The sequence below is a fragment of the Rhizomicrobium electricum genome (assembly GCF_011762045.1).
In the GTDB taxonomy this organism is placed as follows: domain Bacteria; phylum Pseudomonadota; class Alphaproteobacteria; order Micropepsales; family Micropepsaceae; genus Rhizomicrobium; species Rhizomicrobium electricum.
Genome location: NZ_JAASQS010000008.1, coordinates 52,139 through 70,240 on the forward strand (window position 1 = coordinate 52,139; position 18,102 = coordinate 70,240).

The window sequence follows — 18,102 nt, forward strand, 5'->3', positions numbered from 1 at the left end:
ATTGATCGACACAACATCCGGGGTCGGTAAGCCGGTCCACGAGCCATATGGATGCGAGGTAAGCCCTTGAGCAAGCGCATTTTGATGCTGTCCACCGCCGCTGCGGCCCTGTTCACGAGTGCGGCGTTGGCCGACACCACGATCACCGACTCCAAGTCGGATCCCTACACCACGGGGGCGTTTCTGGTCTCGGGCGACAAGGGCACCGAGAAAGCCGGCAACATCACCATCCAGAGCGGCGGATCGGTCAATGTCTCGGGGTTGACCCAGGGGGCGATCACCATCGACTCCAACAACTGGCTCCTGAACCAGGGCACCATCTCCGCCAAGGACAAGGACGCCGCCATCGCCATTCACGTCGGCATGGGCGCTAATCCCGACTTTACCGGCACGTCGATCACGCGCAGCGGCGGCACGTCGTCGGTCACCGGCATCTATCTCGATTCCAATTCGGTGACTTCCGCCTCGGGTTCGGGCAAGGGCAAGATCGGCCTCTATCTCGATACCAACACCACCTCTAACGCGTGCACGGCGATCTGTACCTTCACGGGCGCCATCACGCTCGCCAGCGGCTCGAGCTTGAGCGTCACCGGCGACAGTTCGGCGGCCATTCAGCTCGGCTCGTCCGGCGATACGACATTGAAGTACGGCAGGCTCCTGGGTGATCTCACCATCGGCGGCGCGGTCACGGCAACAGCCGAAACGACCAACAACAGCGTCAACACCGCCATGTATGGCCTTTTGTCGTACGGCAAGATCGAAGGCAACGTGATCATCCAGTCGACCGGCTCGATGGCGTCCTACGGTCATGGTGCCGTCGGCATGGCGATCGCGGGTCAGGGCATTACCGGTTCGCTGACCATCGACGGCTCGCTGGTGACGTCGGTTCTCAACGAGAACAACAACTACAACTACTATTCCAAGGTCAACACGACGACCAATGCGGAAGCGGGACCTGCACTGGTCATCGCGGCCAGTATCGGCAAAGGCGTCTCGATCGGCAACGGCAGCACGTCGGCGTCGGTCTCGATGCAGGGGACCGGAGCGGCGATCGTGGTCGGATCGTCAACCCAGTCCACAGCGGTTACGCTAAACACCTACACCGACAGCACCAATCCGGGGTTCAGCTTCTATAATCGCGGCACCATCGGCGCGCAGTACACCAACTTCAACAAGCCGACCGAGGCCATTTATCTGGCCGGCGCCACCAGTTATCAGACGGTGCTGATCGGCGGCCTCTTCAACGCCGGATCGATTCAGGCGTCGGCCCAGACGTCCAACGATGCGACTTCCAGCACGAACACCTACGCTTTTGGCCTGGTGGTCGGCGATTACGTCAAGTTCGGCGTCAACGACACCGTGAAGAATGCGCCGGGCGCCGGCACCAACGATCCGGGCGACCGGGCGGCGTTGGTGGTGTCGGGCTCGAGCTCGGGCGGCGGCTCGATTTCCGCGCAGGTCTCCGGCACCAGGGGCGGTACGGCCCGCGCCATCTGGATTTCGGGCGCCAATTCCGAAATTCCCTCGCTGATCAATACCGGTACGATTTCCGCAATGGCGACGACCACCAATGCGGCCTTGACCGGCAATCCCAAGGACTCGTCGGGAAATCCGTATTACAGCGGTACCGCGACCGATCCTCTGGCGGCGATCGCGATCGAGGATGATTCCGGAAAGCTCGTTTCGATCGTCAACTCCGGTACGATTACGGCCGCGGCCGGCTATGTCAGTTCGACCTCGTCGTCGACCCCGACGGCGCTCGACAACAACAGCCAGATTGCCATCGCGATCCGCATCAATGGCAATCCCACCGGGACTACGATCAAGAACTACGCCACCGACACGCGCGCCGCAGTCATCAAGGGCGACATCGTCTTCGGTGGCGGCAGCAATCAGGTTTTGGATCTCGTCGGCACCAGCAACTACGGTTCGCAGGTCACCGGCAACGTGACCTACGGCTACACGATCGATGCCAACAGCGTCGACGAGCTGCACATCGGCGTGAATTCGGCACTCTACGGCAAGGTGGTCACCAACGCGCCAAACAGCGGCGTCAAGGTCGACATTGATGCCAACGGCACGCTGACACTGCTCAACACCGATACGGCCCTGGCGGCGTCGACGGTGAACGTCCAGAAGAACGGCACGCTCAATCTCGGCGTCAATCGCCAGCTCACCGGCAAGGGCATGATCCAGGCCGATGCGATCAGCTTCGTCAACGGTGCCAATCTCGGCGTGACCTACGCGAGCTTCCTGCCGAAGCAAGCGCAGAACGGCGCCTATCAGTTCGTGTTGATGTCGGCGACCCAAGGCCAGATGTCGATCGGCCAGAGCATCATCGACAACTTCAACAACAAGACCGATATCAGCGGCAACTCGACCCGCCCCTATCTGCTCAAGACGGCGACGATGTGCAGTACCGGCAATCCTGGCGGCTGCGCGAACTTCTCGAAGCCGGACAGCACCAAGGATTATCTGCTGATCAACGTGGTCGCGAAGAACACCACCGAACTCGGCCTCAATCCCGATTCCGTTGCCGCCGTCGCGCTGCCGAGCGACCAGGGTGCCACCACCCTGTTCCAGCAGGCCAATCTGGCGCTGGCGGTCGACGACGAACTCGGCGCGGCCTTCCTCAACGGCATTCACAACGCCAAAGAGGCGGCCAAGGCCTACAACGACTTGGCGCCCGGCGTGACCGGCGGTACCCGCGCCATCGCCATCTCGATCACCGACTCGGCGACCGGTCCGGTGGCGGCGCGCCAGCGCGCCCTTCGCATGTACGGCAAGACCAGCGGCGACTTCACCATCTGGGGCCAGGAATTCGTCCAGATGATCAAGGATCCGGGCACCGGCGCCACCGACGTCAACACCGGCTTCAAGACCAATCCGGGCTTCAAGGACCACGGCTTCGGCCTGTCGCTCGGTATCGACGGCGGCAGCCCGAAATACGGCTGGTACGGCGGCGCGCTCACCTTCTATGCCGGCGACGTCAACGAGCTGTCGCGCAACGCCCATCAGAACCAGCAATGGTATCTCTTGAGCCTGTATTCGGCATGGCGTGGCAAGGGCCTGTTCCTCGACACCAAGCTCGATGCCGGCTACGGCCACATCGACGGCAAGCGCACCTTGGCGCTGATGCCGACGACCACCACCTATTACATCCGCCAGGCCGAGAATACCCACGCCGGTGCCTTGATCTCCGGCTCGATCGCGACGGGCGTGATGTTCTCCTACGGCGCGGCGACGTTCATGCCGCAGTTCAACCTCGACGGCATGTATCTGCGCGAAGAAGGCTACACAGAGAAGAACCCCTCCACGACCACGGTCGGCGACGGCTTCGATCTCAAGGTCGGCCAATATTACGCCAAGTCGCTGCGCGCCTTCCTCGGCTTCGATGCCCGCTACGATCTGAAGGTGTGGGATCTCTACCTGCAGCCGGAAGTGCGGGCCGGCTATCGCTACGACTTTGTCAGCGATCCGGTGAAGCTGAAGGCGTCGTTCGCCTATTCGGATACGTCCGCGCCGATTCCGGCTCCGGGCGCCACCTTCGAGGTGACCGGTCCCGATCCGAGCCAGGGCAATTTCGTGCTCGGCAGCTCGATCTCCACCACCACCGACACCTGGACGCTGGGCCTCAGCTTCGATCTCGTGAAGGGTTCGGGCGGCGCCTTCCAGCAGGTCGGAACGCTGCACATCCTCGGTCGGATCTAGCTGGCCGCGAAGACTGCAATCAGGGCCTGACGGCAGACCGCCGTCGGGCCCTTTTCTTTTGCTAGGCGCGGCCGCCGGCGAGCGCCACGAACCGTTCCACGTCCGCTTCCGGCGTGGCGAAGCTCGTCACCAGGCGGATCAGGGTGCGTCCGCCGGCAGGCGGGCCCCAATCGTAGAATGCGCCGCCGCCGTTCCTGAGACGGGCTGCGAGCTCGTCCGGAAGCCACACGAAGACGGCATTGGCATCGACCGGGTGGGCGATCTCGACGCCTTCGACGGCCTTGAGACCGTCGGCAAGGCGTGTCGCCAGCCGGTTGGCGTGGGCGGCGCGTGCCAGCCAGCGGTCGTCCGTGAGATAGGCGTCGAGCTGGGCCGACACGAATCGCATCTTGGAGACCAAATGGCCGCTCTTCTTGCGCCGGTATTCGAAATCGCGGGCGTCGGCGGGATCGAAGAACACGACCGCCTCCGCCGCCATGGCGCCGTTCTTGGTGGCGCCGAAACTGAGGACGTCGACTCCGGCTTGCCACGTCGCCGCGGCGGGCGACACGCCGAGATGGGCAACGGCGTTGGCGAATCGTGCGCCGTCCATATGAACCTTCATGCCGTGTTCGTGGGCGAGACGGCTGAGCGCTGCGATCTCGTCGGGCGTGTAAACGGTGCCGAGTTCGGTCGATTGCGTCAGCGACAACACCGCCGGCTGGGCATGATGGACGAAGCCTTTGAGGTGATGCGACAGCGCTGTCGCAAGCCCAGCGGGTGTCAGTTTGCCGTGCTCGCCTTCGATGCCGATGAGTTTCGCGCCGTGGCTGAAGAACTCCGGCGCACCGCATTCGTCCACCGCAATGTGCGCTTCGGCGTGGCAAAAAACCGCCCCGTGTGGTGGGCTTAAGGTGGCCAGTGCCAACGCGTTTGCGGCGGTGCCGCTGATCACCGGGAACGCCATGATGCGCCGCGAAAAGATGCGCTCGAACTGGACCCCGATCTGGGCCGTCAAGGCATCGGCGCCATAGGATGGAGCCGGACCGTCGGCGGCGGCTGTCACCGCCGCGATGATTTCGGACCAGGCGCCATAGGCGTTGTCAGACAGGAAATTCATGCTTCCCCCACGGCCGGATCGCAGGCCGGCCAATCTTCACCATGTGCCCGTGTTGGCCATCGAGGCCCACGGTTCTGCCGGAGCGAGCGCGTCGCCTTCCTGCAGCAGCTCGATCGAGATACCGTCCGGCGAACGGATGAACGCCATGCGCCCGTCGCGCGGCGGCCGGTTGATGACGACCCCGGCGGCCTGCAATTTGGCGCAGGTTTCGTAGATGTTTTCGACCGCGAAGGCGAGGTGGCCGAAATTGCGTCCGCCGCTGTAGACCTCCGGATCCCAATTGTATGTAAGCTCAACGAGCGGGGCCTTTTCCGCCGCCGCGCGCTGCCGGTCGCCGGGGGCGGCGAGGTAGACGAGGGTGAAGCGCCCGGCCGAACTCTCCATCCGGTGGGTTTCGACGAGGCCGAGTTTGGCGCAGTAGAAATCGAGCGCCGAAGCGAGATCGGCGACCCGGACCATGGTATGGAGATAACGCATCGGTGCCTCCGTTTTTGGGGGGAATTGCAGACTGCCGGTTAGGCATTCTGCAAAGAAATTCTATATTGCACTGCACCACAAATCGCGGGTGGGGCGAAGGATCGCATCCGGAAGTCGAGGCGGCGCAACGCTCTTTTCACCTGCCGCATAGCAGAAAGTGCCCGTCTGTGCGGCCGTCCGCCACAAGCGGGCTGCCCCAGATTGGACATTTTCTCTTGCGTTTTATCTGCCGTTGTTATGAGAGCTTGCGTCGCCACGGAACGTCTTGGAAGTCCAAGACAATGTTAACCAAACTTCGCAACACTGGCATTTGTCAATGGACCCCCTGGACCGGCTGACGAACGATGTTTACGATTGCGTAACCGACGACGCGCTCGGGGTGAGCGCCCGGTGGGGGACGCGTGAGCTTGGTCTGCTGGAGCAGCGAGGCCTAGCGCGTTAGCGCCGGGTCGAATCTTTACAAGGTACCGGTAAACACCCATGGAACAGCCACTACACACCATCAGGACCGCCAACCCGTCGATGCTGTCGCCTGAGCGGCTTCCGGCGCTCATCGCGTCAGCCGCGCTCGTGCTGATCTCGGGCTGGGCCCTTTCAGCGGGTCTTGCACAGAAGCTGATCGACAAGCTTCCCGACGAGATCAAAGTCGACGTTCTCAAGGAAAAGATCGAGAAGAAGGAGCCGCCGCCGCCGCCGCCGGAAATGAAAGCGCCGCCGCCGCCCTTCGTGCCGCCGCCGGACATCGTCATCCAGACCGATGCCCCGCCGCCGGTCAACACCATCACCACCCAGTCCAAGGTGAATACGCCGCCGCCGATTTCGGCCCCTGCCTCCATCGGCAAGCCGCATATCTGTTTGCAGGACTATCCGGCCATTTCGGTGCGCCTGGGTGAGCAAGGCACTACCACCATCGGTTTCACCATCACGCCGGAAGGCCGCGTCGAGAACGTGCACGTGGTGAACTCGAGCGGTTCTGAGCGTCTGGACAACGCCGCCGTGAACTGCGCCTCAAGCTGGCGCTACAAGGCGGCGATCAAGGACAACCTCCCCGTCGCTGTTCCGTGGAAAGCGGAAGTGAAGTGGGTTCTGCACTGAGACAACAAGGCAAGCAAAAGCGTTAAATTCGACAAGCTACGGAGTAGTACAGCAATGATCTCGAAGAAACTGACGATCGCAGCCGCTTTCGTCCTTCTCACCGGTCTCAGCGTCGGCCCCGCGCAGGCGCAGGCGACCGCCCCCTCGGCTCCGGCCGCAACCGCCGCGGCTCCGGCCCCTGGTCAGCAGGTCGTCAAGGCCGCTGCCGGCGCCGAGAAAAAGAATCCTTACGGCCTTATGCACATCATCGAGCAGAAGAACCCCGTCTCGATGTCGATCCTCGCGATCCTGGCGATCATGTCGGTCGGCACCTGGTACGTGTTCTTCGTGAAGTTCTTTGAGCAGAACAAGATCCTTGGTCAGGCCAAGTCCGTCGAGCGTCGCTTCTGGACCTCGGCCAGCCTGAACGAAGGCATCGAGAAGCTGCCGAAGAGCTCGGTGTTCCGCGGTCTCGCCGAAGCCGGCGTCCGCGCCTCGCAGGGCGGCACCACCCTCGTCGGCCTGAACGACTGGATTGCCATGAGCCTGGCCCGCCAGCTCGAAGACGCCAACTCCAAGCTCGCCGGTGGCATCACCTGGCTGGCTTCGGTGGGTTCGGTCGCCCCGTTCGTCGGTCTGTTCGGCACCGTTTGGGGCATTCTGCAAGCCCTGATCTCGATCGGCGTTGCCGGTCAGGCTTCGATCGACAAGGTCGCGGGCCCGGTCGGTGAAGCTCTGATCATGACCGCCATCGGCCTGTTCGCCGCCGTTCCGGCCGTGTTGCTGTATAACTTCCTCGTTCGCCGCAACAAGGTGATCGGCGAGAAGTTCCGCGGCTTCGCCGGCGACCTTCAGACCTACCTGATCTCGAAGGGCAGCAAGTAAGTATTGGGCAAACGCGAGAGGCCGGCAGGGCCGGCCTCTCCCTTTGCGGAGAAGTAATATGGCTGCTTTTGTACAAAGTGCCGGCGGTCACGTAGACGAAGACGATCTGAACGCCACCATCAATGTCGTCCCGCTCGTGGACATCATGCTGGTGATGCTCATCATCTTCCTTGTGACCATCCCGGTGATTGTTAAGGTCGTGCCGGTTCAGTTGCCGAACGCGCGTAACATCGCGACCGAAACCAAGCCCGAGAACATCGTGGTTGCGGTGACGGCCGAAGAAGAAGTGTTCTACAACAACGTGCCGGTGACCTACTCGGAACTCCATGGCCGCTTCCTGGCTGCGCTGCTTCGCGCTGCCAAGTCGGGAACGCCGCTTCCGGAAGTCCACATTCGCGCTGACAGGCAGGTCCGTTTTGAAGCCGTTGGTCGGGCCATTCTGGCCGCCCAGATGGCTGGCGTTCCGAAGGTCGGCTTCATCACTGAACCGCGTAACGAAGAGTAATTGCTCGCGTAGCGAACTGAAAAGGTAGTTATTGCCATGGCCGGAATGTCAACCAAGCAGGCTGAAGGCGATCCGATGATGGAAATCAACATGACGCCGCTTATCGACGTCATGCTGGTGCTCCTGACTCTGCTCATCATCACTCTGCCGATCCAGACGCACGCCGTGAAGCTGGACATGCCGCGACCGAACCCCTCCGCGAACAAGCCGCTCATCGATATTCCGAAGGTCAAACTGACCATCGACTTCGACGGGACGATCTTGTGGAACGGTTCGCCGGTCGATCGGGCGACGCTGAACGGTTACTTCCTCGATGCGTCGACGCAGGATCCCCAGCCGGAAATCCATCTCGAGCCCAACAAGCTCGCGAAGTACGACGTGGTTGCCAAGGTGCTGGCAGATGCCCAACGTCTGGGCGTCAAGAAGATCGGCTTCACCGGTCTCGACCAGTACATGCAATAGTCCCGAGGGGATTTGCTGAGCGGGCGCGCGGGGGAGACCTCGCGCGCCCGTCGGCGTTTTTGGGGCTTCGTCCGCGTGCGGAAATTCTCTCCGCTTTAACCGGTTCGGCCGGTTCCGCTTTGCGGCGCCGGCGCAGACCATAAAAATGCCCAAAGGGAACGTCAGGCTAGCCTGAGATCGGTTGGGCCGGACGGGATCGGGGGATCTACAGGCCGAGGCCGGTCACCCCATAAGGAAGGTGGTGCGCCATGGCGGGAATGTCGACCAAGCAGGCCGAAGGCGATCCGATGATGGAAATCAACATGACGCCCCTGATCGACGTCATGCTGGTGCTTCTGACGCTTCTCATTATCACCCTGCCGATCCAGACCCATGCGGTGAAGCTCGACATGCCGGCCGGGCCGGGCCACGAGAGTCCGATCAAACCCGTGGTTGTTAACCTCGGGATCGACTTCGACGGGACGATCCTTTGGAACGGCTCGGCGGTGGATCGGGGAACGCTGGATTCGTATTTCTATGACGCGGGGTTGGCCGATCCGCAGCCGGAAATCCACCTTAATCCGAACAAACTGGCCAGATACGACACTGTGGCGAAAGTTCTCGCGGACGCGCAGCGCTTAGGCGTCAAAAAAATTGGCTTTGTCGGCCTGGATCAGTATATGCAATAGCAAGTGAGTGAGGGAGCGGACTGGGCTCCTTGGGGATCCCCGGGGGCGCCTGTGTACCTAAGGCGAAGATAGAGGTCTCTGAGATGATCACAAAGAAAACCCGCGCCGTTGCGACGGCGCTAGTGCTCGGAACGGCCGCCATGGTCGTTGCCACCATGCCTGCCGACGCCGCGATGCGCTCGTCGGTCGGTAAGCCCCTGCAGGAGGCGCTTTCGCTGGCCAAGTCCGGCAATTATGCCGCCGCTTGCTCGAAGGTGAAGCAGGCCGAAGCCGTCGGCGGCCTGTCGGCGGAAGAAAACAAGACCGCCAACCAGATGAAGGAATACGTGGCGGCCGCCTCGAAGGGCTCCGCCTGCGCCGACACCGCGGTTGGCATCCAGGCCAAGTTCAACGCCGACTGGAATGCCCGCAAGTATCGCGACGTGATCGCCGACGAAGACGCGCTGCGTCAGCGCGGCGTGCTCAATGCCCAGTCGATGGTGGTGATCGCGCAGGCCTATGAAGGCCTCGGCGATTATCGCGGCTGCATGCGCTATGCCGACAACCACGCCAGCGCCGGTGCGGAAATGGTCAAGCGCGGCATGCTGTGCGCCTTCAAGGCCGGCGACGACAACGCCGCCCGCGATCTCGCCCTGAAGCTGGTGTCGCAGAACCCGACCCCGGAAAATTGGGGCCAGCTCCTGAAGCAGGCCGAGCACGCCAAGCAGCTCTCGGACCCGCAGACCCTCGACATCTATCGCTTGAAGCTTCTCACCGGCAATCTCACGGGCGCCGACGAGTACTTCATGCTGTCGCAGATGCTGATCGCCGCCCGCGTGCAGAACGAAGCCGCGGTCGTGGTCGACAAGGGCGTCGCGGCGAAGCTCCTGGTTGACGCGCGTGCGCAGCGTCTGGCCGGCATGGCCAAGAAGAACGCCGCCGACGAGAGCGCCAATATCAGCAAGGCGCTGGCCGCCGCTCAGAAGCAGAAGACCGGCGACGACCTGATCAAGGTCGGCGAAGAGCTGTCCGGCATGGGCCGCTATGCCGACGCCGCTGACGCCATCAAGGCCGGTATCGGCAAGGGCGTCAAAGATCTCGACAATGCCCAGGTCCGCCTCGCGGTCGCGCTCTACGGCGCCAAGCAGAAGCCGGCGGCGCTCAGCACCCTCGACAAGGCGATCAAGGGCTCCAAGTCGGCCAATGCCAAGCTGATCGCCCAGATGTGGTCGCTCTACATCCGCGGTCACTGAGCCGATTTCCACGTAACTGACGCAAGACGGCGGGCCGCAAGGTCCGCCGTTTTCGTTTTTTTTGCTGGGCGAGAAGGTGCGACTGCAAACCGCTCGCGATTGTCTGCGAGCTAAGCCGCTGAATTGTACTCGTTTTGTTCACTATGTCGCACCCTGAAAACTCCCCTTGAACCGTGCGGGTAGTTTCCCCATTTCTCTTATATCCGATGAACTGTAAGCCGAGCCGTCCGCCTGGGCGGCTTTTTCTATTTTTAGAGCGGCCACCACCAGTGTTTGCGCTTGTCGGCTTCCTTGCCCGGCTGGCGCGCTTTGATGGCGGCTTGGCCGCCCGGCTGGGTCAGCAGCCAACGGCGGACGTCCGTCTCGGGCGGGGCGGCGACACCCTTGCCCGGTCCGGGAGCCTTCAATTCGTCGAGCGCGAAATCCATTCGCGCCTCGTAGGTGCGATCGATCTGGTTGCGCAGGTATTTCTCGGCTTCGTACCACGCCTGTTTGTTTTTCCCGTCGGCGCAGGTGGCGAGTTCTTCGCCTTTGGCGCCCCAGCGGCGCTCCGGGCACTGATAGGGATCGAACGACATGTCGAACAGGCGGCGGCGCGCCTCCTCGTAGCCGAACGCGACCTTGGAGCCGTTGGAGCGGATGTAGGAGATCTGACACTGCGCTGCGTGCGCGTCGTAGGCGTTCAGCAGGTCGCCGGCGAGATTTTTGCCTTTGTAGGCGAGCTTGGCGTCACCCCGTTTGCTCATCCACAGAAAGCGTTTGGTGCTGTCGTAGAGTTCCTTGAAGGCGGTCTTCAGCCGGGCGTCGCGCGACGGCGTCGAGTAGGCCTCCCAGTCGCCTTCGGTGCCGTAGATATTGGGCGGCAGGCGGTCGGGTTCGGCGCGTTTGGGTAGGCCCGCGGCGATCGCCAGATCCACCGCATCGCCGCGGTAATGCAGGTCGGCGCAGTTGGAATCGACCATATCGCCGATTTCGCGCACCGGATCGAACAGCAGTGTGCCGCCGGCCATCTGGCCGCGCACGAAGTCGTAGTAGTCGACGGTTTCCTTCGCCAGCGTGAAGCTGCCGGTCTTCCAGTCGCGGTCCTCGGCCGGACGCGGTCCGTTGCCGAAGTACTGCTCGACCGAGAAATCGGCGATGTCCTTGTTGGCGGCGAGGGTGATGGTGCCGCCGGTGTAGGTGCCGTCCGCTTGGCGTTTTCCGCCGATGAGTCTCTGCGGCCGCCAGTTCTTGAATCCCGCACCCATGCCGGGCGAGGAGCGTACGAAGCGGACGTCATAGAAGCCGCGCGTCACCGAGTAGTCGGGATGGGCGTCGAGATAATGGATGCGGCCGTTGCGTTCGACTTTCCAAACCGTGGCGAGATGCCCGTTGGGATCGTAGATCACCGTGCCGGGATGGATTGCCGCCGGCGTCAGGACCGGCGAATAGAAATCCTGTTCTTCCGGCGTTTCGAGTTCGGGATGAATCCGGTAGGTGGCCGAAGAAATCGCGCCGCGCAGGACATCGAGAATGGCATAGCCGTTGTAGCCGGCCGGATTGAGCCGGACTTCGACGCGGTTGCCGGCCGCGGTGTAGCGCATGTCGCGGGTATGCCCGCGCGGTGCGACCTCGGCCGCGAACGAGAACGGAAGTCCGCGTTTCCAGGCGAAGTAGAAGCGCAGGTAATACGGCAGGTCGGCGCAATCGGCGGCGAAGGCGATACCCGGCGGGTCGGAGCCGCGGAAAGGATTACGCGGATCGTGCAGGCATTTGTTGACGGTGGCGCAGCCGGATTCGCCGAGCTCGGCGATGAAGACGCCGTATTCGCGCTCGTCGGTTTCGCTCCAGCGATCGGATTTGAGGAGGTAGGTGCCGGATGGATAGTTCTTCGATGTGGCGGCGAGGATTTCGGCCGGCGTCAGTTCACGCGCCGGCACGGCGTCCGGCGTCGGACTGGGCGTGGCTTGGACCGTAGCCGTGCGGCCATCGGGCAAGGTGATCGTCGTGCCGACCGCGGCCGGCTCGTCTTGCGCCCCGGCGGCGACCGCGAACGCGGTCAATGCCAATAGCCCCCACTTCCCCATGCCCGGAACGGTAGTAGACTGAGCGGGCTCGTCAAGCCGAGAAGTTGCGAAGCTTTCGCGAAGCGATGACGAGACCCGCAGTTTCACCATAGAATTCCCCATGATGACCGGCTTTCTTTCCCCCGCTGAAACGACGGCCCTGATCCTGTCGTTGCAGGTTTCGGCGGTCGCTGTGGCCGCCGCGCTGCCGTTCGCGGTTCTGATGGCGCTTCTGGTCGCCCGCCATCGCTTCCCCGGTGCCGGCGTGGTGGATGCGGTGGTGCATTTGCCGCTGGTCCTGCCGCCGGTGGCGGTCGGCTATCTGCTGCTGGTCGTGTTCGGCGGCCGGGGACCGGTGGGCGCGTGGCTCTGGGAGATGTTCGGCATCCGCTTCGTTTTCTCCTGGACGGGGGCGGCGTTGGCCAGTGCCCTCATCACCTTCCCTCTGCAGGTCCGGGCCATCCGTTTGGCGCTCGAAGCCACCGATGCCGGGCTTGGCGAGGCCGCAAGAACACTCGGCGCCGGCTGGTGGGACCGGCTGTGTACCATCACCTTGCCGCTGGCGCTGCCCGGTATCGTTTCGGGTGCGATCACGGCCTTTGCCGCCAGTCTGGGAGAATTCGGCGCCATCATCACCTTCGTTTCGAATATTCCCGGCGAGACCCAGACTCTGCCGCTGGCGATCTATGCCGCCTTGCAGGCGCCCGGTGGCGAAGTGGTCGCCGCCCGGCTTTGTATCGTGTCGATCGTGCTCGCTCTGGTGTTCGTCACTGCCGGCAATCTCGTGGCCCGGAGGTTGTGGCGATGAGCCTGGAGGTCGCGCTCAAGCATCGTTTGGGAGACTTCGTCCTCGACCTCGCCTTTGTCACCAAAGGGCGGGTGACGGCGCTGTTCGGGCCGTCCGGCGCCGGCAAGTCGCGCGTGATCGCCGCTATCGCAGGCCTGATGCGGCCGCGCCAGGGGCGCATCGCTGTGGGAGGTCGTGTTTTGACCGAGACGCCGAAGACTTTCGTGCCGCCCGAAGCGCGGCGCCTTGCCGTGGTTTTTCAGGACGCGCGGCTGTTTCCGCACATGGAGGTGGAGGACAATCTTCTGTTCGGCTGGCGCCGGGCGCCGGTGAAGGCGGATGCCGCGCGCATCGCGCATGTCATCGGCATTCTCGATCTCGGCGGATTGCTGCGGCGCCGTCCGCACGATCTTTCGGGCGGTGAGAAAGCCCGTGTCGCCCTTGGCCGGGCGTTGCTGGCCTCGCCCGAAATGCTGCTGCTCGATGAGCCGCTGGCGTCGCTCGACGCGGCCCGCCGGAGCGAGATTCTGCCCTATCTCGAACGGCTGGCGCGCGAGACCGATCTGCCGATGCTGTACGTCAGCCATCAGGTCGATGAGGTGGCGCGCCTCGCCGACGAGATCGTTGTCATCGAGAAGGGCCGCGTGACGGCGCAAGGACCGGTGTTCGATCTGCTCGCCGATGTCGAGGCGCCGGTGGGCGTGCCGCCGCTCGGTGCCGTCCTCGACGCCACTGTTGCGGAGCATCAGGCCGACGGGTTGACGCGACTCGCCTTCGACGGCGGTGTGCTGTTGGTGCCTTCGCTGGCGCGGCCTGCGGGTACCAAAGTGCGGGTGCGGCTCAGGGCCGAAGATTTGATGCTGGCGCTGGAAGAGCCGCGCGCCATCAGTGCCAACAACGTGCTTCCTTGTTCCATCGCTGCGATCAAGCCGGTCGGCGATCACGTCGATGTCCAGCTTCGGTGCGGCGGCACGCGGCTCGTCTCGCGCATCACCGGCGCCTCCGCGACGCGGCTTCAGCTTGCCTCGGGACAGCAGGTTTACGCCGTGGTGAAGGCCGTTACGGTTGCGCGGGAGGGGTGACGCGCTTGGCCCGGAACACCAGCTTTTTCGACAGGGTGTAATTGAAGACCAGACCGACCAGAACGCCGACGCAGAGCGCCGGATAGGCCCTGAGATCGGCGCGCAGCAGCGCCAGCGGCCACGGTGCCCACCACAACAAGAGGGCGTAGACGGAGACATTGGCGCCGGCGCCGAAACTGTTGGTCAGGAAGAAGCGGAACCATTCGGCCAGGATGCCGACGTGTCCGCTGCTTTTGTGTTCGTGGAACGTGAAGGTGCGGTTGCCCCACCACGTGAAGGTCACCGACACGAAGAAACCGAAGAACCAGGCCAAGAGGTCGTGCAGGCCGAGCACTTCCTTCGCGACCGCGAGCGCGGCGAGGTTGACGAACATCCCCGCGCCGCCGACTGCCCCGAAACGCACGAGTTTGGAGGCGAGGAGTTTATCGAACAGATCTTTCACGGGAGATGGTCTTCCTTACGGCCGCCGCAGGTTGTGGGGGCCGGGGAATGCGAGATAGGTAAGCCGCTTCTGCTCCCAACGGCCGCGCGTCACGGTGTCGAGGATGAGACCGGCCACCAGCGACAGGCAGGCGATCACCATGGTCGACGCCACCAGCACGGCGGTCGGCAGGCGCGGTACCAGGCCGGTCTCGAAATACCCGATCACCAGCGGCAAGCCGACGGCGAAGGTGAACAGTGAGAAGAAGATGAAGATGAGGCCGTAGAACACCAGCGGCCGCTCGCGGCGGGTCAGGCCGGCGATGGTCATCAGGATGCGCCAGCCGTCGCGATAGGTGGACAGCTTCGAGATCGAGCCCTCGGGCCGCTCCTTGTACACGGTATCGACTTCCGCCATCGGCACCAGCATGCGAACCGCATGCACGGTGAGTTCGGTTTCGATGCCGAAGCCCTCGGTTGCCGTGGGGAAGGATTTGACGAACCGGCGCGACATGATGCGGTAGCCGGTCAGCATGTCGCCGAGGCGGACTTTGAACATCAGGCTGGTAAGGCCGGTGAGCAGCTTGTTGCCGAGCACGTGTCCGCGCCGGTAAGCCGCCGCGCCGGTCGCCACGCGCTTGCCCGACACGATGTCGAGGCCTTCGCCGATCAATTGCGCGATCAAGGCGGGTGCGACCGATGCATCGTACGTGTCGTCGCCGTCGACCAGGATGTACACGTCGGCCTCGATGTCCGCGAACATGCGGCGCACGACGTTGCCTTTGCCCTGCCGGAGTTCGGAGCGAACCACGGCACCGGCCTCGCGGGCGCGGGCGGAGGTCTCGTCCTTGGAGTTGTTGTCGTAGACGTAAACGTCGGCGCCGGGCAGCACGGCGCGGAAATCGGCCACTACCTTAGCGACAGTTGCCGCTTCGTTGTAGCAGGGGATCAACACCGCCAGCCTGGGTTCCAGCTGGGTCACCAGTTTCGGCGCAAGAGCGGACACCATTGATAGGCCCCTGTCAGGTTTGTTGTGAAGATACGGCATTTTTGCCAGTCGATCGCCATGCCGTAATCGACGATCGCTGCGCTGGCGCGGCCCATATCATAGGCGTCGGCGATCAGGAAGAGGGGGCCTTTGTGGGCCGCAACGCGGCGGCGCATCTCCTGCGTCAGGAAAGACCCGTCTTCGGGCTGCATCATCCAGCCGTCGATGCGCAGGACCGGTATCTGCGGCGGCAGCGATGGCGCGATAAACCCGAGCGGGGCGTCGCCGGTCATCACCACCATGGTATGGGCCGGATCGGGAATCGCAGGCAGGTCGACCGCGATGTAGGGATCGCCGAGAGGCGCGCCTTCGAGGTGCTCGGTGCGGGTGAAAAGGAGTGCGAAGAAGAACAGGCAGCCGATCGCCACCAGCTTGACCTTGCGCCCCAGCGGCAACAGTCCGACGCCCATCGCGATCAGAAGCGGCGCCAGCATTTCGAGTTGCAGGATATAGCGATGAATGGCGAACAGTTTCAGCCAGACGAGGTAGGTCACCGCGACGAACGCGAACAGGATGCGAGTCGCCTGGGTATCGAACAGCACCTCTTTCGCGCGCTTGCCGAAGAGCCAGATCGCGCTGGCAACGATCACGACGACATAGCCGATGCCGATGCGGATATCGCCGTAGGGAATGTCGTCGGCGATGCGGTAGTCGATCGAGAAGCGGATCGGATAGGTCAGGTTGTTCCAGAAGCCGTACTGCAGGAAGCGCATGTCGCGATACGGCGAGGCCAGCGCCAGCGGCGATTTGAAATAGTCGTTGAAATACGGAAACAGCGGATTGCCGGTCACCTCTTGCATCTTCAGCATCCAGTAGCCGGCGCCGGCGAAGAACCCGGCGATGCCGCCGATGCCGCCCGCCACGAGACGCGTGATGAGGTGCTTGCGCGAGCCGCCGACGGCCACCAGCGCCGCGGCAAAGCCCAGCGCATAGGGCGCCATCGGCAATTTGAGGCCAGCGGCAAACCCGGTGAGAAGGCCTGCAAGGCCGCACCATTTGGCGACGGCGAGGAGCGGGCCTTCCGCCATCTCCTGCCGCCTGAGGACGATGATCGCCAGCGCGGTCAGCGTGAAGACGGAAAGGGCGTTGTCGTAATAGTGGGTGCCGTAGAGCGTCAGCATCATGCCGCCGGTCATGCCGAAGAACGACAAGGCGGCGGCGGCCAGTTCACGTTCGGCGATTTTCAGACTCGACCGTGCGATCAGGTACATCGGCACGATGTTGAGCGCCTGGATCAGGCCCAGCACGGCGATGGCGAACCACGACGTCGTGTAGCGCGCCAACAGATAGAACGGCACGTCCGACAGGGGGTTGTAGTAGCTGCCCTGGTGCGCCACGGCGATGTCGACGTCGAGGCGATTGTTCAGGAGCTGGTAGGGAATATACCAGTGGTAGTTGCGAAAATCCCACGACGTGTCTTTGCCCAACCAGACCGTGTAGACGGTCCAGATCAGGAGCGAGACCCCGAGAAAAACCTTTTCGGCCGGCGAAAGGCGCTCGGCCTTGTAGATACTGCCTGACTGCATGAAACGACCGCGCCGAAGCAACCGGCTAGGGTTCTAGCGCATTTTTCCGCCGCGGAAGAGTGGGATTACGGCTCGTGATCGATGGCGATGTTGGACAGGAATTGCTCGGTGCAGGACCGCCAGCTCCTCTGAAGGGCAAATGCGCGGGCATCGTCGCGGCTGATCTTGAGCGCCTCGCGGCACGCCTTTGCGAGATCTTCGTCCAGAACGCCGACCGGTGCGTCCCCGATCACGTCGGTCGGACCCTGCACCGGGTACGCTGCGACCGGCGTGCCGCAGGCCAGCGCCTCCAGGACCACAAGACCGAAAGTGTCCGTCTTGGACGGAAACACGAACACATCGCTGCCGGCATAGGCCTCCACCAGCGCCTCGCCCGTGCGGGGCCCGAGGAATTTCGCCTCCGGGTAGGTTTTGGCCAGTGAGGCGCGTGCCGGACCGTCGCCGATCAGGACCTTGGTTCCGGGCAGATCGAGCTTCAGGAAGGCCTCAATGTTCTTCTCGACGGCGATGCGCCCGACATAAAGCCACACCGGTCCCGGATAGGGCAGATGGTACCCCGGCCGCGGGCAGAACTGGTCGGTATCGACGCCGCGCGACCAGATCTTCAAGTTTTTGAAACCGTGGCACTCGAGCTCGCGCTGCAGCGCAGGGGTCGCCACCATCATGGTGACGGCCGGGCCGTGGAACCAGCGCAGGAAGCGGTAGACCGATTCTTCGCGGATGAAAGGAAAGCGCGCCGTGACGTATTCCGGAAACCGCGTATGGAACGAGGTCGTGAACGGAATGTCGTATTGCAGGCAGGTCTTGCGGGCGCCGATGCCGAGTGTGCCTTCGGTGGCGATGTGGATCGCATCCGGCGCGAATTCGCGGATTTCCTCTTCCAGCGTACCTTGCGCGAACAGCGACAGGCGGATTTCCGAATAGGTCGGCAGCGGTACGGTGGTGCGGCCTTCCGGGGTGACGTAGCGCACCTCGTGGCCAAGCGCCGTCAGCTCCCGGCCCAGCATTTCAAGCGTGCGCACGACACCGTTGACCTGGGGCGTCCAGGCATCGGTCACGATCATGACTTTCAGAGGCGGAT

The 18,102-nt window shown here is 63.3% G+C and carries 16 protein-coding genes; 9 read left to right on the forward strand and 7 right to left on the reverse strand.

Annotated elements, in window-relative coordinates:
• Positions 1-66: 66 nt before the first annotated feature.
• Positions 67-3,711 carry an autotransporter outer membrane beta-barrel domain-containing protein gene (locus FHS84_RS15895; RefSeq protein ID WP_166936118.1) on the forward strand — a complete coding sequence of 1,215 codons (3,645 nt, stop codon included), beginning with the start codon at positions 67-69 and terminating at the stop codon, positions 3,709-3,711.
• A gap of 61 nt (positions 3,712-3,772) precedes the next feature.
• Here the strand turns inward: FHS84_RS15895 and FHS84_RS15900 are convergent, their stop codons facing one another.
• Together FHS84_RS15900 and FHS84_RS15905 are read right to left on the reverse strand one after the other, a co-directional pair.
• Positions 3,773-4,810: a threonine aldolase family protein gene (locus FHS84_RS15900; RefSeq protein WP_166936120.1), complete on the reverse strand. Its 1,038-nt coding sequence runs from the start codon at positions 4,808-4,810 to the stop codon at positions 3,773-3,775.
• Positions 4,811-4,846: 36 nt separating this feature from the next.
• Positions 4,847-5,287 carry a VOC family protein gene (locus FHS84_RS15905; protein ID WP_166936122.1) on the reverse strand — a complete coding sequence of 147 codons (441 nt, stop codon included), beginning with the start codon at positions 5,285-5,287 and terminating at the stop codon, positions 4,847-4,849.
• 480 nt (positions 5,288-5,767) lie between these two features.
• Here FHS84_RS15905 and FHS84_RS15910 point away from each other — a divergent pair, with 480 nt between their 5' ends.
• The 6 genes from FHS84_RS15910 to FHS84_RS15935 all read left to right on the forward strand — a co-directional run bounded on the left by FHS84_RS15910 (position 5,768) and on the right by FHS84_RS15935 (position 10,113).
• Positions 5,768-6,382 (forward strand): energy transducer TonB, encoded by a 615-nt coding sequence (locus FHS84_RS15910; protein WP_166936124.1) that lies wholly within the window; start codon positions 5,768-5,770, stop codon positions 6,380-6,382.
• 54 nt (positions 6,383-6,436) lie between these two features.
• Positions 6,437-7,246, forward strand: a complete 810-nt coding sequence (locus FHS84_RS22095) for a MotA/TolQ/ExbB proton channel family protein (RefSeq protein ID WP_166936126.1) — start codon at positions 6,437-6,439, stop codon at positions 7,244-7,246.
• Positions 7,247-7,304: 58 nt separating this feature from the next.
• Entirely contained in the window at positions 7,305-7,751 is a 447-nt protein-coding gene (locus tag FHS84_RS15920) for an ExbD/TolR family protein (RefSeq protein ID WP_166936128.1), read from the forward strand.
• 36 nt (positions 7,752-7,787) lie between these two features.
• A complete protein-coding gene (locus tag FHS84_RS15925) occupies positions 7,788-8,213 on the forward strand; it encodes an ExbD/TolR family protein (protein ID WP_208393914.1) in 426 nt (141 codons plus the stop codon).
• Between the two features lie 248 nt (positions 8,214-8,461).
• A complete protein-coding gene (locus FHS84_RS15930) occupies positions 8,462-8,881 on the forward strand; it encodes an ExbD/TolR family protein (protein ID WP_166936130.1) in 420 nt (139 codons plus the stop codon).
• An 83-nt stretch (positions 8,882-8,964) separates the two neighbouring features.
• A complete protein-coding gene (locus FHS84_RS15935; RefSeq protein WP_166936132.1) occupies positions 8,965-10,113 on the forward strand; it encodes a hypothetical protein in 1,149 nt (382 codons plus the stop codon).
• Positions 10,114-10,364: 251 nt separating this feature from the next.
• On the opposite strand, the gene FHS84_RS15940 is transcribed toward FHS84_RS15935, so the two are convergent.
• Positions 10,365-12,155, reverse strand: coding sequence for a hypothetical protein (locus FHS84_RS15940; RefSeq protein WP_166936134.1), 1,791 nt, complete (start codon positions 12,153-12,155; stop codon positions 10,365-10,367).
• A gap of 124 nt (positions 12,156-12,279) precedes the next feature.
• On the opposite strand from FHS84_RS15940, the gene modB reads away from it, so the two are divergent.
• Both modB and modC read left to right on the forward strand, forming a co-directional pair.
• Positions 12,280-12,966: a molybdate ABC transporter permease subunit gene (modB, locus tag FHS84_RS15945; protein ID WP_166936136.1), complete on the forward strand. Its 687-nt coding sequence runs from the start codon at positions 12,280-12,282 to the stop codon at positions 12,964-12,966.
• Positions 12,963-14,027: a molybdenum ABC transporter ATP-binding protein gene (gene modC, locus FHS84_RS15950; protein ID WP_166936138.1), complete on the forward strand. Its 1,065-nt coding sequence runs from the start codon at positions 12,963-12,965 to the stop codon at positions 14,025-14,027. Before modB ends, modC begins: the two co-directional genes overlap by 4 nt.
• On the opposite strand, the gene FHS84_RS15955 is transcribed toward modC, so the two are convergent.
• From FHS84_RS15955 to FHS84_RS15970, 4 genes are all read right to left on the reverse strand, one after another.
• Positions 14,005-14,469, reverse strand: a complete 465-nt coding sequence (locus tag FHS84_RS15955; RefSeq protein WP_166936140.1) for a GtrA family protein — start codon at positions 14,467-14,469, stop codon at positions 14,005-14,007. The genes modC and FHS84_RS15955 overlap by 23 nt on opposite strands.
• A 15-nt stretch (positions 14,470-14,484) precedes the next feature.
• Positions 14,485-15,456, reverse strand: coding sequence for a glycosyltransferase family 2 protein (locus tag FHS84_RS15960; RefSeq protein ID WP_166936142.1), 972 nt, complete (start codon positions 15,454-15,456; stop codon positions 14,485-14,487).
• The gene (locus tag FHS84_RS15965; RefSeq protein WP_166936145.1) at positions 15,426-17,021 is read right to left on the reverse strand and encodes a hypothetical protein; all 1,596 of its coding nucleotides are present in this window, start codon (positions 17,019-17,021) and stop codon (positions 15,426-15,428) included. Before FHS84_RS15965 ends, FHS84_RS15960 begins: the two co-directional genes overlap by 31 nt.
• Positions 17,022-17,086: 65 nt before the next feature.
• Positions 17,087-18,094, reverse strand: a complete 1,008-nt coding sequence (locus FHS84_RS15970) for a glycosyltransferase (protein WP_166936652.1) — start codon at positions 18,092-18,094, stop codon at positions 17,087-17,089.
• Positions 18,095-18,102 lie beyond the last annotated feature (8 nt).